The sequence below is a fragment of the Ruegeria sp. BE3 genome (genome assembly GCF_056538865.1).
The window spans coordinates 310308-324323 of the sequence record NZ_JBQFTW010000001.1; the positions used below are offsets into that span (position 1 = coordinate 310308).

The 14016-nt window shown below is 56.0% G+C and carries 12 protein-coding genes; all 12 read right to left on the bottom strand.

Features of this window, described 5'->3' with window-relative positions:
* Window positions 1-48 precede the first annotated feature (48 nt).
* On the bottom strand, window positions 49-2460 hold the full coding sequence (locus ACR0AZ_RS01495; RefSeq protein ID WP_480666604.1) for a ligase-associated DNA damage response DEXH box helicase: 2412 nt from the start codon (window positions 2458-2460) through the stop codon (window positions 49-51).
* 39 nt (window positions 2461-2499) lie between these two features.
* The gene (locus ACR0AZ_RS01500) at window positions 2500-3807 is read right to left on the bottom strand and encodes an ATPase (RefSeq protein WP_480469144.1); all 1308 of its coding nucleotides are present in this window, start codon (window positions 3805-3807) and stop codon (window positions 2500-2502) included.
* A gap of 116 nt (window positions 3808-3923) precedes the next feature.
* On the bottom strand, window positions 3924-4469 hold the full coding sequence (locus ACR0AZ_RS01505; RefSeq protein WP_480469145.1) for a prepilin peptidase: 546 nt from the start codon (window positions 4467-4469) through the stop codon (window positions 3924-3926).
* Between the two features lie 3 nt (window positions 4470-4472).
* Entirely contained in the window at window positions 4473-5324 is an 852-nt protein-coding gene (locus ACR0AZ_RS01510) for a tetratricopeptide repeat protein (protein WP_480469146.1), read from the bottom strand.
* Window positions 5325-5337: 13 nt separating this feature from the next.
* On the bottom strand, window positions 5338-5880 hold the full coding sequence (locus ACR0AZ_RS01515) for a tetratricopeptide repeat protein (protein ID WP_480469147.1): 543 nt from the start codon (window positions 5878-5880) through the stop codon (window positions 5338-5340).
* Window positions 5881-5953: 73 nt separating this feature from the next.
* Entirely contained in the window at window positions 5954-6928 is a 975-nt protein-coding gene (locus ACR0AZ_RS01520) for a type II secretion system F family protein (RefSeq protein WP_480469148.1), read from the bottom strand.
* Window positions 6929-6938: 10 nt separating this feature from the next.
* On the bottom strand, window positions 6939-7907 hold the full coding sequence (locus tag ACR0AZ_RS01525; protein WP_480469149.1) for a type II secretion system F family protein: 969 nt from the start codon (window positions 7905-7907) through the stop codon (window positions 6939-6941).
* Window positions 7908-7919: 12 nt separating this feature from the next.
* Window positions 7920-9368 (bottom strand): TadA family conjugal transfer-associated ATPase, encoded by a 1449-nt coding sequence (locus ACR0AZ_RS01530; RefSeq protein WP_480657097.1) that lies wholly within the window; start codon window positions 9366-9368, stop codon window positions 7920-7922.
* Between the two features lie 18 nt (window positions 9369-9386).
* The gene (locus ACR0AZ_RS01535; RefSeq protein ID WP_480469151.1) at window positions 9387-10622 is read right to left on the bottom strand and encodes a CpaE/TadZ family protein; all 1236 of its coding nucleotides are present in this window, start codon (window positions 10620-10622) and stop codon (window positions 9387-9389) included.
* A gap of 201 nt (window positions 10623-10823) precedes the next feature.
* Complete coding sequence (locus tag ACR0AZ_RS01540) at window positions 10824-11447, bottom strand: OmpA family protein (protein WP_480469152.1); 624 nt, start codon at window positions 11445-11447, stop codon at window positions 10824-10826.
* 18 nt (window positions 11448-11465) lie between these two features.
* The gene (locus ACR0AZ_RS01545; protein WP_480469153.1) at window positions 11466-12872 is read right to left on the bottom strand and encodes a type II and III secretion system protein family protein; all 1407 of its coding nucleotides are present in this window, start codon (window positions 12870-12872) and stop codon (window positions 11466-11468) included.
* 194 nt (window positions 12873-13066) lie between these two features.
* Window positions 13067-13948: a Flp pilus assembly protein CpaB gene (cpaB, locus tag ACR0AZ_RS01550; RefSeq protein WP_480469154.1), complete on the bottom strand. Its 882-nt coding sequence runs from the start codon at window positions 13946-13948 to the stop codon at window positions 13067-13069.
* Window positions 13949-14016: the final 68 nt, after the last annotated feature.

Sequence of the window (14016 nt, forward strand, 5' to 3'; positions counted from 1 at the left end):
TGTTCATGATCCGTTCTTTGCGTGTTTTCGCGTTTCGTGCAAGCGGAATCAACCGGGCACCAAGCCAGCCGCTTGCATTAACCGGGCGCTTTCTTCGGCCAGAAGACGCTCTTCGGCTTCGCCTTTGACGGGGACTTTGCCGACCTCGAGAAAAAGAGGTGCGGCCAATGGTGAGACCCGACTCAATCGTAACAAATCAACACGATCCCCGATCCGGGCAATCATCGCTTCGATTCGCCCGAAATCGACCAGCCCGCGCATGGCCTCTTCGCGAGTGATCTGCATCAGCAGGTGGTCGGGGTCGTATTTCAGTAGCGTGTCGTACAGGATATCGGATGAAAACGTCGCCTGCCGCCCGCTTTTGCGTTGCCCGCCGGTGTTGCGTTCGATCAGGCCCGCAATGGTGGCTGAGGCGCGAAATGTTCGCTTCATTACGGCATTGCCCGCCAACCACGTTTCCAGCCCGTCTCGCAGCGCATCAAGCTGGAACAAAGGGCGCGGATCGGTCACCGCATCCAGCCCCCAGATCAGCGTGGCGTAGTCGGTGGCGACAAAGCCCAGAGGGGCGAGCCCTGTCTCCTCCATCCGCTTGGTCAGCAGCAGCCCCAGTGTCTGCTGCGCATTACGACCGGCAAAGCCATAGACGCATAAATGTTCACGCCCGTTATCAGGAAAGCTCTCGATCAACAGGCGGTCGCGTTGTGGCAGCCGCGAAACGTCGCGCTGCAAAGCCAGCCAATCGGCAGTGTGGGTGGGCAACTGAGGCCAATCGGGCTGTGCAAACATGCGCAGAATGCGATCGCTCAGCTGTGTCGAGGTGGCGAATTTCGTGCCCATGAAGGTCGCGATCTTGGGTTTCTTGTCCGCGCGACGGCTGACCTCAACCACCATCTCGCGCAGACCTTCATAGCGGACGATCTGGCCGCCGATCAGAAACGTGTCGCCCGGTGTCAAAGACGCGGCAAAGCCTTCCTCCACCTCACCCAACGGTTTGCCGCCGCGATTGCGTCTCAGCCGAACCTTCAGGGTATCGGTGTCTTGGATCGTACCCAGATTCATCCGGATGCGTTGTGCGGCGCGCGGGTCACGCAGCTGCCAGCGCCCGTCAGGCCGCTGCTGCAGGCGTTGCCAACGATCATAGGCGCGCAGGGCGTAACCTCCGGTGGCGCAGAAATCCAGACAAGCGTCAAACGCGGTGCGGGTGAGGGAGGCATAGGGCCCCGCTGCGGTCATCTCAGAGAAAAGTGCATCGGCCTCAAATGGCCCTGCTGCAGCGGCGATCAGGATATGTTGGCAGAGCACGTCCCGAGGGCCCGGTCCGCGAGGATCGCCGTCCAGATCATGCTCTTGCACCGCTTGCAGCGCAGCGACGCATTCGACCACTTCGAACCGGTTGGCGGGCACCAGAAGAGCCTTCGACGGCGCGTTGTAGCGATGATTTGCCCGCCCGATCCGCTGCACCAGCCGTTTGACATTTTTTGGCGCGCCGATCTGTATCACCAAGTCGACGTCACCCCAATCGATCCCAAGATCGAGGCTGCCTGTGCAAACGATGGCGCGCAGGTCACCACGCACCATCGCGGCCTCGACCCGCTCGCGTTGCTGCCGATCCAGACTGCCGTGATGGATGCCAATCGGCAGACCCTCGTCATTGGCGAGCCACAGGTTGTGGAAGAATATCTCGGCTTGCGCGCGGGTGTTGTGGAAGATCAAAGTGGTCTTGTGCTGCCTGATTTGCTCCAACACTGCGGGGATGGAATAGGCGGCGCCACCGCCAGACCAAGGGGGCATTTCTTCGGTCTGCAGCATGGCGATATCGGGATCGGGGCCTGGATCGGCCTGAATAATCCTGCAAGGGTCTGGATGACGGGCCAGAAAGCGCGCAATGCCCCCCGGGTCTTCCACGGTTGCCGACAGACCTACGCGACGCAGATCGGGGCAGAGCGCCTGCAACCGTGCCAGTGCCAGCATCAGTTGATCGCCGCGCTTGCTTTCGGCCAGAGCATGGATTTCATCGACAATAATGCGCTGCACCCCGGCAAACATGCGCGGGGCGTCTTCGTACGAAGTCAGCAAAGCAAGGCTTTCGGGCGTGGTCAGCAGGATATGCGGAGGATCGGCGCGTTGACGTTTCTTTTGGGTTGCAGACGTGTCGCCTGTGCGGTCCTCAATCCGGATGGGCAGGCCGATCTCATCCACTGGGGTGCGCAGGTTGCGGCGAATGTCGGCTGCCAGCGCCTTGAGCGGAGAGACATAAATGGTGTGCAGCCCGTCATGCGCACCGTCGGACAGCTCGGATAAGGAAGGCAGAAACCCCGCCATCGTCTTGCCACCCCCTGTAGGGGCAATCAGCAACGTCGCCGGGTCCTGTGACCGGTCGAACATCGCTTGCTGATGCGGATGGATGGACCATCCTTTGGCGACAAACCAATCGTTAATCCGGGCGGGAATCTGCTTCATCGCTGCAGATTACCCGCCCGGGATCAGAAGGACAGGGGGTCAGTGAATGATCTTTTCTTCCTTGACGAACATGTTCGCCCAGGCGCGGTCGATCAGATCGGGGTTCATCTGGTAGGGGATGCCTTCGAATTCGCAGATCGAGATCATCTGATCGATCAGGAAGATCGGCTGGTAGTTCGCATAAATGTTGTTGATCGTCGGGTATTTGACCTTCAACAAGTGCACCAGTGCGGCCTCGTCCAATGGCATCCCGCGCTTGCGGGCCACCATGGCGAAGATCTTCAGGAAGTTCTCCTGGTTCGGACCATCGATCTTGATCTTGAAGAAGATCCGGCGCAGGGCCGCTTGGTCGAAGATCTCGTTCGGGTGGAAGTTGGTCGAGAAGATGACCAGCGTATCGAAGGGAACCTCGAACTTTTCACCCGATTGCAGACCAAGGATATCCTTGCTTTCTTCCAGCGGAACGATCCAGCGGTTGATCAGGGCCTGAGGGGGTTCGGCCTGACGTCCAAGGTCGTCCACGATGAAAATGCCACCGGTGGACTTCAATTGCAGGGGGGCCTGATAGGTCCGCGCGGTGGGGTTATAGACGAGGTCGAGCATGCTCAGCGACAGTTCACCACCGGTTACAACGGTGGGACGTTCGCATTGCACATACCGTGTATCGAAGCGTTTGCGGCGGCGCAGGCTGTTGGGGTCGTCGGCTTCTTGTTCAATCGCGGTGTGCACGATCGGGTCATAAACCGTAATCACCTGTCCAGCATACTCGATAGCCCACGGGACATAAACATTGTCACCCAGCGCGTCCCGGATCCCGTTCGAGATTGAGGACTTACCGTTACCCGGCGGGCCATACATCAGGATCGAGCGGCCAGCACTCACCGCTGGGCCCAGATGATCCAGCAGGCTGTCGGGCAGAACCAGATGGCCCATCGCCCCGGTCAGCTGATCGCGTGTGACCTGAATATTGCGGATCGATTGGCGTTTGACTTGCTCGCGATAGATGTCCAGCGGCACGGGCATCGCGCCGAAATATTCCGATTGGCTGAGGGCGTCCAAAGCACGCGCCTTGCCTGCATCAGTCAACTGATAACCCATCTCATTGCCTGAGTTGGCATTCAGGGTGCCCGTCGCCTCCAGCAGTTTCTGTTCGCGCGCAATATCGATGAGTTCCTGCGTGACCGAACCGGGCAGACAGATTGCCGCCGCGATCTCGGTGACTGTGTCTACATTCTTGCGAAAGATCGTTTTCAGCAGAATGTCACGCATCATCACCAGCGGAAGCTGCATCTCAGCCAACCCTTTGGGGGCAGGGGGGGCCATAACGGAGGTCGTCTGCATGTTCATGAGCGGGGCTCGTCTGTCAATGTTCACACCAAAGGCCCCCTAAAGGGCCGTTTGAGGAAAATTTGACGCGGCTTTGTGGCAGGACCAAGGCGCGGGCAAGGCGCACAGATGATTGTTTACGATCCGTGAATTATGCCCAAGATCAGATAGATGGCGAGACTTCCTGCCAGAGGGAGGCCCATAGGAAACTTCTTACCCTGATCCCAGCTTTCCCAGTCCGGCGCGACTTGGCGTAACTTGGTGTGCTTGGCCAATCGGTGGGCTGTAACGGCGCCAAGCGTTGTCGCGGTCAGGATCACTATCACAAACATCAGGTCTCCCGTCCAGATAAACGGCGCAGCGGCAGCGCAGAATTTGGCATCTCCAGCACCCATCACCCCGGCGGCGTTCAGGACAATGCCAAGCAGCAAAATAACAATGATGTGAAGCAGTTGCCAACCATAGACCGGAAGTGACACTGACAGCGGGCCAAAGCTCCCAGCCACCCAGTCACCGGACCATGGCGGCAGGACAAAGAGTCCGACAACAACAAAGACCAAGGCCAGCGCCATGACTGCGTGGTTCTTGATCTTCATCTCGCGCATATCCGTGAACGCGACATAGAAACAGATCGGCAGCACGAAAGGCAAAAACCACGCCGCTGCTGCCGCTGGGATGATCATGGATCAGGCTTCCTCAAGCGCGCGGAGCGAACGGACGGCCTCGTCAAAATGCTGTGGATGGGTCGCGATGGCTTCGCGATACAGGTTTTTGGCGAGGTTGATGTCACCCTGTTTGACGGCAGAAATTGCCAGCGTATTCAGCAGCCTCGCTCGTTCGGCCTGAGTCATGGGCACTACAGGTACGCTGTAATTCCCTTGCGCGCTGCGCGCCAATACCAGGTTGTTCTTTGCGGTGAACAAAGACTGATCATGACGGATGGCTTCTGTGAAAAGCCGTTCTGCTTCGGCATATTGTCCGCGAGTCAGCTTGGAATACCCCCAGTTGTTCATCACACCTGCTGGGCGGGTCGTCAGACCAACAGCCGTTTCGTAGAAGTGGTCGGCGCTTTTCCAATCCTTTCTGGAATCAGCAACCAGCGCTTCGAGCCTATAACGTTTGAAGGTTTCATAAGTCGGGGGGATGCTATCGAGAGTTGCTTTCGCGCCGTTCCAGTTTCCGCTGCGCACTTGTGCGTCCGCGTATTCAACCTGGTCAGCGTTGTTGGCACCCTTCATGGTCAGCACGCGTTTCCACGCGGCGGCGGCCTCGGTATTGCGCTTTGCACGGGTCAGGCTGATCGCCAGCCCGCGTTGCAGATCGATGCGGTCGGGGTTCTTGATAGCTGCACCTTGGAAATAGGTAGCGGCCTCGTTGGGGTCGGCCGCGTTCAGCATCACGTCATTCAGGTTGGTCTCGTCGATGACGTTGACTTCCTGAAAGGTGCGCTCGACCTTTTCCTCTTCGGTTTCTTTGGCACAGGCGGTCAAAACCAACCCGCACGCAAACATCGTCGGAATCAAGAAGGGGTGGCGCATTTTTTGCGTCCTTTTACTGCTCTGCCTCTGTTGCCGGGTTTCTGCGCAGAACGAATTCTCCGTTACCGCGCTGCTCCAGCTCAAATTCTTGTTCTTGAGGGGTATTATTAACAGGATTTTCCATTTTTGCGAGTGCTAACCGTAAATTGTCACGGATTGCGTCACTTTCGCCATTGTCCAGCGCAAAGGCCTTGCGGAACACCTGCGAGGCCTCGGCATATTGCCCAGTCTCCATCAGGAAAACGCCCAGATTGTTCCAGGCGACAGGCCAGTCCGGATCATCTTCGACCGCACGGCGCAGCAGGGGTTCTGCTTGCCCAATCCGGCGCAGACCCAGATTGGCAGTTCCGAGCGAGGTCAGGATTTCCGGGGTCATGCCTTGCTGAAGGGCAGCACGTGTGAACGATTCCAGCGCCAGTTCATACTCACCCGCTGCCATCAGCCGATTGCCGATCGCAACCTCATCTACCGCAGGACCATCGGGATCAACCCCCGGTGCAAACGGACCATTGGCAGAGGGCGTTTCAGTGCAAGAAGCCACCATGGCAAGAACCATGGTGGCCAATATCGTTTTGCGAAGGCTCCGATCAGAGCGCCGATTGCCTTGCTTGATCGGGAATTGTTCTACCCTAGTTCCCAAAGTCCGCGATACCTTTTGCCGAAGGGCCAACAAGGATCACCAATAGCGGAGGAACGGTCAAAGTCATAGTTGCGAGTGTCATTTTGGTAGGCAATTTGTTGGCGGCCTCTTCTGCGCGCATCACGCGCTTGTCGCGCATTTCATCGGCATAAACCCTGAGCGCATCGGCGATTGGAGTACCAAATGAGGCAGATTGGATCATGACTGTGACAAACGCGCTCACGTCCTGGACACCACATCGTGTCGCGAAATCGCGCAGGACGACGTCTTTCTCTTTACCAGCTTTCATCTCGTGAGCGACAACCTCGAACTCATCCGCAATGTCGGGGTATGAAGCTTTCATTTCTGCAGCGACCCTGACGATCGCCTGATCCAACGATTGCCCAGCTTCGACGCAGACAAGCATCAAATCGAGTGTATCCGGAAATCCAGCGGTAATAGCCTCTTGGCGTTCAGCCACGCGCCGAGTGATCCAGTATTTTGGAATGAAGTAGCCGATTGCACCCGGGACAAGCACGCGGATGGCCATATCTTGAGTTGTCAGTTCTTCTCCATTCGAGAAGACGGTCACGAATAAAACACCCAGGATTACTCCGATAATTCCAAGAGCAAATTGAGCAAAGTGATAGAAGCGGACTGCGTCTTTCGATTGATACCCGGCCTGGCGGAGCTTGAGTTGAACCGCTGAATATTCCTCTTTGTTTTGCGGCTCGAGGAAATTTGCGAATTTCTCAAGCTGTTCGTTACGCCCTGCCGCCCTCAACCGGTCCTTTTTATTTTTCTTGGTCTTTTTGGGAGCTGCCGTCGATCGCTGCAGCTTCTTTAGCGGATCTTCCGGCTGATTCAGTATTAGCGGGATGGTGACCAGTATCATGAACAGCCCTAGGACACCGGCGACGATCAAAGGCCCGAATTCGCCAAGATTTTCTGTGAGCATATCGTTTATTTGGGTCAGAAATTCCATTGATATGTCCTCAGACTTTGATGTTCGTGAGAATGCGCATGACGATCAGGTTCAGCGTCAGCATGATACCGACAAAGAAACAGGCCGGTATGAAAAGTGAGTGGTCAATTACGTTGTCGTAATAGCCGGGGTCTTTGACCATAATAAAGACAAGACAGAACACGGGAAACCCCGACAGGAATTTGCCCGACCATTGCGCTTCTGCAGTGATCGCCTTGACGCGTCGGAATAGGCGGAACCGGGCGCGGATGACTTTAGCCAAACCCGCGAGAATTTCGGCAAGATTACCACCGGACTGCTGTTGAATCGAAACAGCAACCGCCAGAAAACGTAAATCCTGCATGTCCAGACGCTCCGCCAGATCCTTGAGCGCTTCGCCGACATCCCGGCCATAAGCACATTCATCCGATATGACACCGAACTCGGTCGCAAGTGGGTCTTCTACCTCGTTGGCAACGATCTGCACGGAAGACACAAACGGGTTACCGACACGAAGTGATCGCACCATCAGTTCAACGGCGTCGGGCAACTGCTCTTCAATCAGCGCCATACGCTTCTTTGCCTTATTGTTTACCCACGCATAGACAGCGCCAACCCCGATCGCGATAGAGATGGCGACGCGAAGTGATGTCTCAGTGGCCGTACCTATGCTCAGCCCCAGAAAGGCAAGGACTGAGACCAGAACCATAATCAAGATCAACTGCTTGGGCGAAAAGGCAATTGCAGCTTTTTGGGCCTTATCAGCAAGCAGAGAATACAGAGGTATCGTCTGCGACTTCATATGCTGCTGCATTTCTTTGCGCAGCTGCTCGAGAACCTGATCCCGCGCAATACCTTTGTCGATCATGTCCAGGCGTCTGTTGACGCGGCTGTTCAGGCTGATCGACTTACCAAAGGCAACCAGATAGATGCCCTCGACCAGGGCCAGAACCCCGACGAAGATACCGATATAGATAAGAGCCTCAACGGGCAGTTGCATTTCTCCGGTCTCCTACATCGTGGTTGGGTCGTAGATCGACGGTGGCAGGTCAAAGCCCCACAGACGGAAGCGTTCGGAATAGTGGCTGCGCACGCCGGTGGCTGTGAAATGGCCGATGATCTTGTTGTCAGGTGTCAGTCCAACCCGTTGAAACCTAAAGATTTCTTGCATCGAAATCACATCACCTTCCATCCCGGTAATCTCGGTGATCGAAGTCATACGACGTGAACCATCCTGCAGACGGCTGGCCTGTACGATCAGGTTCACAGCCGATGAGATCTGGCTGCGGACCGCCTTGATCGGCATCTCGATGCCTGCCATTGCGATCATGTTTTCCAGACGAGAGATGCCGTCCCGGGCCGAGTTGGCGTGGATCGTGGTCATCGAGCCGTCGTGACCGGTGTTCATGGCCTGCAGCATGTCAATCACCTCGGCACCACGCGTCTCGCCCACAATGATGCGGTCAGGGCGCATACGCAGGGCGTTCTTCAGACAGTCGCGTGGACTGACCTCGCCTTTGCCTTCCACGTTGGGCGGACGGCTTTCCATCCGGCCCACATGGGTCTGCTGCAGCTGAAGTTCCGCCGTATCCTCGATGGTCAGAATGCGTTCAGCGTCATCAATGAAGCTGGACAGGGCGTTCAGTGTTGTTGTTTTACCCGAACCTGTACCGCCCGAAACGATGATGTTCAGTCGAGTCGACACTGCGGCTTGAAGATAAGCGGCCATTTCTTCGGTAAACGCGCCGAAATTGACCAGATCGTCGATGCCCAGTTTGTCTTTTTTGAACTTACGAATGGAAACCAGAGAACCATCCACCGCGATCGGCGGCACCATTGCGTTGAAACGCGATCCGTCAGCAAGGCGGGCGTCGACATAAGGGTTCGATTCATCGACGCGACGACCCACGGCGGAGACGATCTTGTCGATGATCCGCATCAGATGCTTTTCATCTTTGAAGGTGATGTCGCTGATTTCCAGCTTACCCGCACGTTCCACAAAGATCTGCTGCGGTCCGTTCACCAGAATATCGTTGACCGTGTCATCCTGCAGCAACGTCTCAAGCGGGCCGAGGCCCGTGACCTCGTCGTACAGTTCCTTGTTGAGTTGGCTGCGATCTTCTCGGTTCAGAACGATGTTGCGCGCTTCCAGAACTTCGCTTGCGATTGCGCTGATCTCGGTGCGTAGCTCGGCCTCACTGGCCTTTTCGAGGGCTGCGAGATTGAGATTTTCAAGCAGTTCGCGGTGCAGTTCCAGCTTGATCTCGCCCAACCGTTCTTTGCGTTTGCGCTCTTTGTCGTTACTTACAACCTCGGCTGCTTTCTTCTGCACCGGTTTGCGGGCGACGGCCGTTGCAGTAGGGGGTGCAGCAGGCGCAGCGGGCGCGGCCGCGGGGGCAGCGGCGGGCGCTTTGGCTTCAACCGGCTGAGCCGAGGGCTGTTTCTTGTATCTTGAAAACACGGGCAGCTCCCCTTCGTGTTATGCGGCTTCGGCGTCGCTGCTGCCGAGGCTATGGAGCGATTGAGCCAGTTTGGCGATTTCCCGACGGAGCGGGTTCTTGGCTGCTGAACTGGCCAGCGGCAGGCCATGATCACCGGCTTGCATGACCGATTTGCCGCCATCGGGCAAAAGCAAGTCGATCGAAATGCCCAGGCTTTCACCCATGCGCTTGACCCGGCTCTTGCCGTTCAGATCGGTGAATTTAGGCGCCCGGTTCATTGCAAAGCGCAGTTTATTGAAAGGCAGCTCTTCGGCTTGCAGCGCGCGTTTCAGGCGCAGCGCATTCTGGGCCGAGCGCATATCCAATTCGATCAGGGCGAAATAGACATGCGCCGCATTCAGGATCGTCTCGGACCACTGAACAAGCGTTTTGGGCATGTCGACCACCACATAGTCGAAATGCGCGCGCGCGGTATCGATCACGCGCTGAATATCTTCCGGAGTGATGATGTCGAGCGGGATCATGTCCGAAGGGGCGGTCAATACCTGCAGCTTATCCTCAAAATTCTGCAGTGCCTGACCAAAGGATTCTTCGTCCATCGAGTCGGTATCCGATAGCATTTCGAAAACCGCTTCGTGGCGTGGCAGGTCCAGGTAGGTGGAAACCGTGCCGTATTGCAGATCCAGATCGATCAGACAAACCTTGGGCGCTTCCTTGGCCGAAACGGTTGCCAATTCCCAGGCGAGGTTTACAGCCATAGTTGTCGACCCAACGCCTCCGGCAAGCCCTTGAACCACAAACAGTGCACCTTCCTTTGATGCGCCACTGGCAAGAGGTGCAGCGGCGGGCTGAGGTGCAACAACCGGATCAGGTTTGTTCATCCGGTCGATTGCTTCCTGCAATTCATTCTCTGGAAGGGGGTAGGGCACGAATTCGTCGGCGCCTTTGCGCAGCAATTGATGCAGCGAGGCCGGCGTGACATCTTCTGCGATCAGGACAACCTTGATGCCTTTTTCTTTGGCCCGCACGATGATCTCGCCCATCAGCGTCAGATTGTCTTCGTCATCACCGTCCAGTGCCAGTGCCACGAATTGCAGCGATTGAGCTTCCGGTTGACTGAAAAACGCAAGCGCTTCTGCAAATCCAAGATCGCCCCAGCGCTCACCCAGCGCGGCTTCCATATCTTCGATCAAAAGATCGAAGTTCTGAACATCCCGGCTTATGGTGCAAGCCAGAATGGCGGTATTTTCGTCTTGCGGCGTCGCGCTCGTCATTAACACAATCCTCGTCGAGAGGGCTGAGCAAACCGATTGAACGCGTGGAAGGTCAGTTCTGGTTTGCTGTCGCCCGGTGCGGTCAATTTTGGCCGCAGGTCACCCAATTGTTCACAACGTCGCTTGGAAGTTGGGCAAGAATTGGGCGCAAAAGAACCAATTGTAGGGAAATGGGCGACAATGCCGCCCATGACTTGAGTATTATTCGCTGCCGCTGGTGTCGCCGTCGCGCTGAATATAGCTCAGTGGAGTGGCGCTCGCGATGTATTCTCGATAGATCACGCGGGCATATTTTCCGTCCAGCAGGTTCGGATGACGATCCACAAACCCGGATACCTCGGTTACAGTGCGACGGTTGCGTCGGTCGCGATCTGGTGTCGCCACAAGTGGTCTGGATTTTCCAAAGGAAACAACTGCTTCAAGCCTTGAGCGTGAAATCCCTTGTTGTGTCAGGAAAGCGACGGCGGCGTTCGCACGCCGCTGCCCCAAACGCTTGTTGTACGAGTCAGATCCAACCGCATCCGTATGACCATAAACGCGGAAGCGCGCCTCGGGGAATTGCTTAATCCAAGCCGCTTGCTGCAGTAGGATTCGCTGCGCCGAGACATCAAGCTTTGCACTATCAAACGCAAAGTTGATCTGTGTTGGAACTTCAGCTGCGAACCGTTGTGCCAGAATCTGGCTATACGTCAGTTCGCCATTCATGACCTGGATGTTGTTCAAGGTCGCATTGCCGAAGGTGCCAGCATCGATCTCATATCCGGCTTCGCGTGTACAACCTGCGACAGCAACCGAAAGAGCCAGTGTAATGATCCACTTATCCATTGGTTCTATCCTCTCCTATCAATCCAGGACGTAGCCATAAGACTGACCGAAATCCTGCTTGGCTACTTCGGACGCGGCACCGTTTCCAGCACGTTCTGTTCGGGCGACCTTGCCGTTTACAAAGAGATCAAACTCGCTCGGTGGTTTTACCCGGTCAGTTGGCAGAGCCAGAGCTTCGCCACGCGTTGGTGATACCAGATGTGCGGTGACAATGATGATGAGTTCGCTTTGTTCGCGTTGATACTGAGCGCTGCGGAACAGGGCACCTAAAACCGGTACATCACCCAGCCAAGGTACTTGGTTACTCAGATCGGCGAAATCATCCTGGATTAAACCCGCGATTGCAAAGCTCTCACCATCGCGAAGCTCGACAGTAGTCTTGGTTTGACGCACGATGAAGCTTGGAACGTTGTCCCCGTTGATGGTGAAGTTAGAGTTCGGGTCGATACTCGAAACTGTTGCCCCCATCTCGAGATTGATCAGATTACCGTCGACCACACGAGGCACGAACAGAACCTGCACGCCGAATTGGCGATATTCGATAGCGACGACCCCATCATCTTGCGGTACAGGGATCGGAACCTCGCCACCTGCTAGGAATTCGGCTTCCTGACCTGACAGGGCTGACAGATTCGGTTCAGCAAGGCTTCGGGCCAACCCTTTGGATTCAAGCGCTTCCAACAGCAGACGAACCTGAGTGGAGCCCGCCCCGAAACCAAAGAGGATGGCGCCGGTATTGGTTTGCACCAGCGGAATGTTGTTGCTCAAAGCGTTGGTCAGCGAACCCTGGTTGTTCAAGGTATTGAAACCAGCAGTTACGTCGCCGCCGCCAAAGCCCAGCGAAGCAGACAGGTTCTTCGCGACCGAGCGATTCATTTCTGCAAAGCGCACCTTCAACATGACCTGCTGCACGCCGCCAACATTCATCAGATTTGATACACGTTCAGGCGCGTAGCGTTCGGCCAGCTCAAGAGCGCGTGCAAGACGAGCGCTGCTGGAGACTGTGCCCGACAGGACGATGCCGTCATTGGCCGTGCGCACTTCGATCTGCTCATTTGGCAGGATCTGGCGCAGCCTTTCTTTGAACTCAGTGACATCCGGTGCAACCCGTACCCGTACATTGGTCAGAAGGTTGCCCGCTCCGTCGAACAGGGTCAGCGTGGTCATGCCTGGGGCGCGACCTAATACATAGATTGTCCGATCCGACAGCGTCGAAACGTCCGCGATTCCCGCATTTGCGATGCTGATCTCAGCAAACGGTTCTTCGCTCTCCACAACGATTGCGCGGTTGACCGGGACGTCCAGCGATTCTGCCGTCCCTTTCTTGACCACGCGAAGATTTTGGGCCCAAGCGGCATCGCCGATTGAGCTCACTACAAGCGTCAACCCCAGCAGGGTTGCGCTGATCCAGGAACGTATTGTCATGTGACCTGCCTCTCCGATCACCACTCGATTTTATGGGTCTTATGCCCTCTATCCGGAAACCCTGCGCGAAAACCGGATTTATTGCAATAATCAATGGTTTCTGGAATTTTCTTTATGTGGACAATGCGCAACATCACAACGAAATAGGCCGCGCGTAATGCGCGGCCTTTGGTCCGTAACAGACTGAATTGACGTTAGTTTGTGCAAGGGATTGGGGTTTCGACGATTTCGTTCCCACGTCGAGTTCGGACGGTGCAGACTTGTTTCTTGGGTGCCTGCGGCGCCGGGGCTGCTTCTTTGATTCCAAGCAGTTTTCGTTGATCGACTTCGATAGCGCTCGCAACCGCTTCATCCTGCGCTCCAACCAGAGCCAATGATAGCCGTCCAGTGTTTTGGGCTTGCGCGAGCGCTGCAATTTGTTCAGGTGTCGCTGCAACAGTGACCGTACGTGCAATCGTCGCACCGGTTATGTCCGATCCAGCGATTTGATCGACCGCGATCAACTGGATCTTGCTTTGAATTAAGCGCGTGATTTCCCCCTGAGCGCCTTCAACCGCGCCACGCAACGAGCCTGTCCAATAGACATCAATGTTATCTCCAGGGCGCAGAAAGCCCGATACGCCGGAGGCGACGTCAACACTGATGGCGAACGCGCGCATTCCTTTTTCAAGTTGCGACGTAAGGCCTGCGGCTTCACCGGGCCTTGTAACTTTCACCTTCATGAGTGCTTCGTCTTTTTCCATCGCTCTGAGAACGAAGCGTTCGCTGTCATCGGTCTCAGGAAAAAGCACGGCTATGTCAGTGAAGCTGCCTTCAGGCACTGCTGATTCAGGCCATTGAACCATACGGACATCATCTTGCGACAGAGGTTCGCCATATCTTAGCTTACGATTCGATACGACTACGCCGACGGTTGGAACAACGCCTTCTTTGGCGCTGGCCAGCGCCTCTTGCGCCGCCAGCCGCTCGCGGGCAAGTGCACTCTGATGCTCAGTTATATAGCCCCGCGCCATATAAACTGCGCCGCCTGCCAGGACGACGCCGATGATTAAGACAAGACCAAACATAGCTCGCATATTATTACCTCACGTTCATCGTCGCGCGGATGAGTATTCAAAGCGGATGGGATGTTTTGATTGTACCC

Excerpts from the sequence above, each read along its gene's own strand:
- ACR0AZ_RS01510 (WP_480469146.1), bottom strand. The coding sequence starts at position 5,324 with ATGCGCCACCCCTTCTTGATTCCGACGATGTTTGCGTGCGGGTTGGTT.
- ACR0AZ_RS01495 (WP_480666604.1), bottom strand. The coding sequence starts at position 2,460 with ATGAAGCAGATTCCCGCCCGGATTAACGATTGGTTTGTCGCCAAAGGA.
- ACR0AZ_RS01525 (WP_480469149.1), bottom strand. The coding sequence starts at position 7,907 with ATGCAACTGCCCGTTGAGGCTCTTATCTATATCGGTATCTTCGTCGGG.
- ACR0AZ_RS01500 (WP_480469144.1), bottom strand. The coding sequence starts at position 3,807 with ATGAACATGCAGACGACCTCCGTTATGGCCCCCCCTGCCCCCAAAGGG.
- ACR0AZ_RS01540 (WP_480469152.1), bottom strand. The coding sequence starts at position 11,447 with ATGGATAAGTGGATCATTACACTGGCTCTTTCGGTTGCTGTCGCAGGT.
- ACR0AZ_RS01535 (WP_480469151.1), bottom strand. The coding sequence starts at position 10,622 with ATGACGAGCGCGACGCCGCAAGACGAAAATACCGCCATTCTGGCTTGC.
- ACR0AZ_RS01505 (WP_480469145.1), bottom strand. The coding sequence starts at position 4,469 with ATGATCATCCCAGCGGCAGCAGCGGCGTGGTTTTTGCCTTTCGTGCTG.
- cpaB (WP_480469154.1), bottom strand. The coding sequence starts at position 13,948 with ATGCGAGCTATGTTTGGTCTTGTCTTAATCATCGGCGTCGTCCTGGCA.
- ACR0AZ_RS01520 (WP_480469148.1), bottom strand. The coding sequence starts at position 6,928 with ATGGAATTTCTGACCCAAATAAACGATATGCTCACAGAAAATCTTGGC.
- ACR0AZ_RS01545 (WP_480469153.1), bottom strand. The coding sequence starts at position 12,872 with ATGACAATACGTTCCTGGATCAGCGCAACCCTGCTGGGGTTGACGCTT.
- ACR0AZ_RS01515 (WP_480469147.1), bottom strand. The coding sequence starts at position 5,880 with ATGGTTCTTGCCATGGTGGCTTCTTGCACTGAAACGCCCTCTGCCAAT.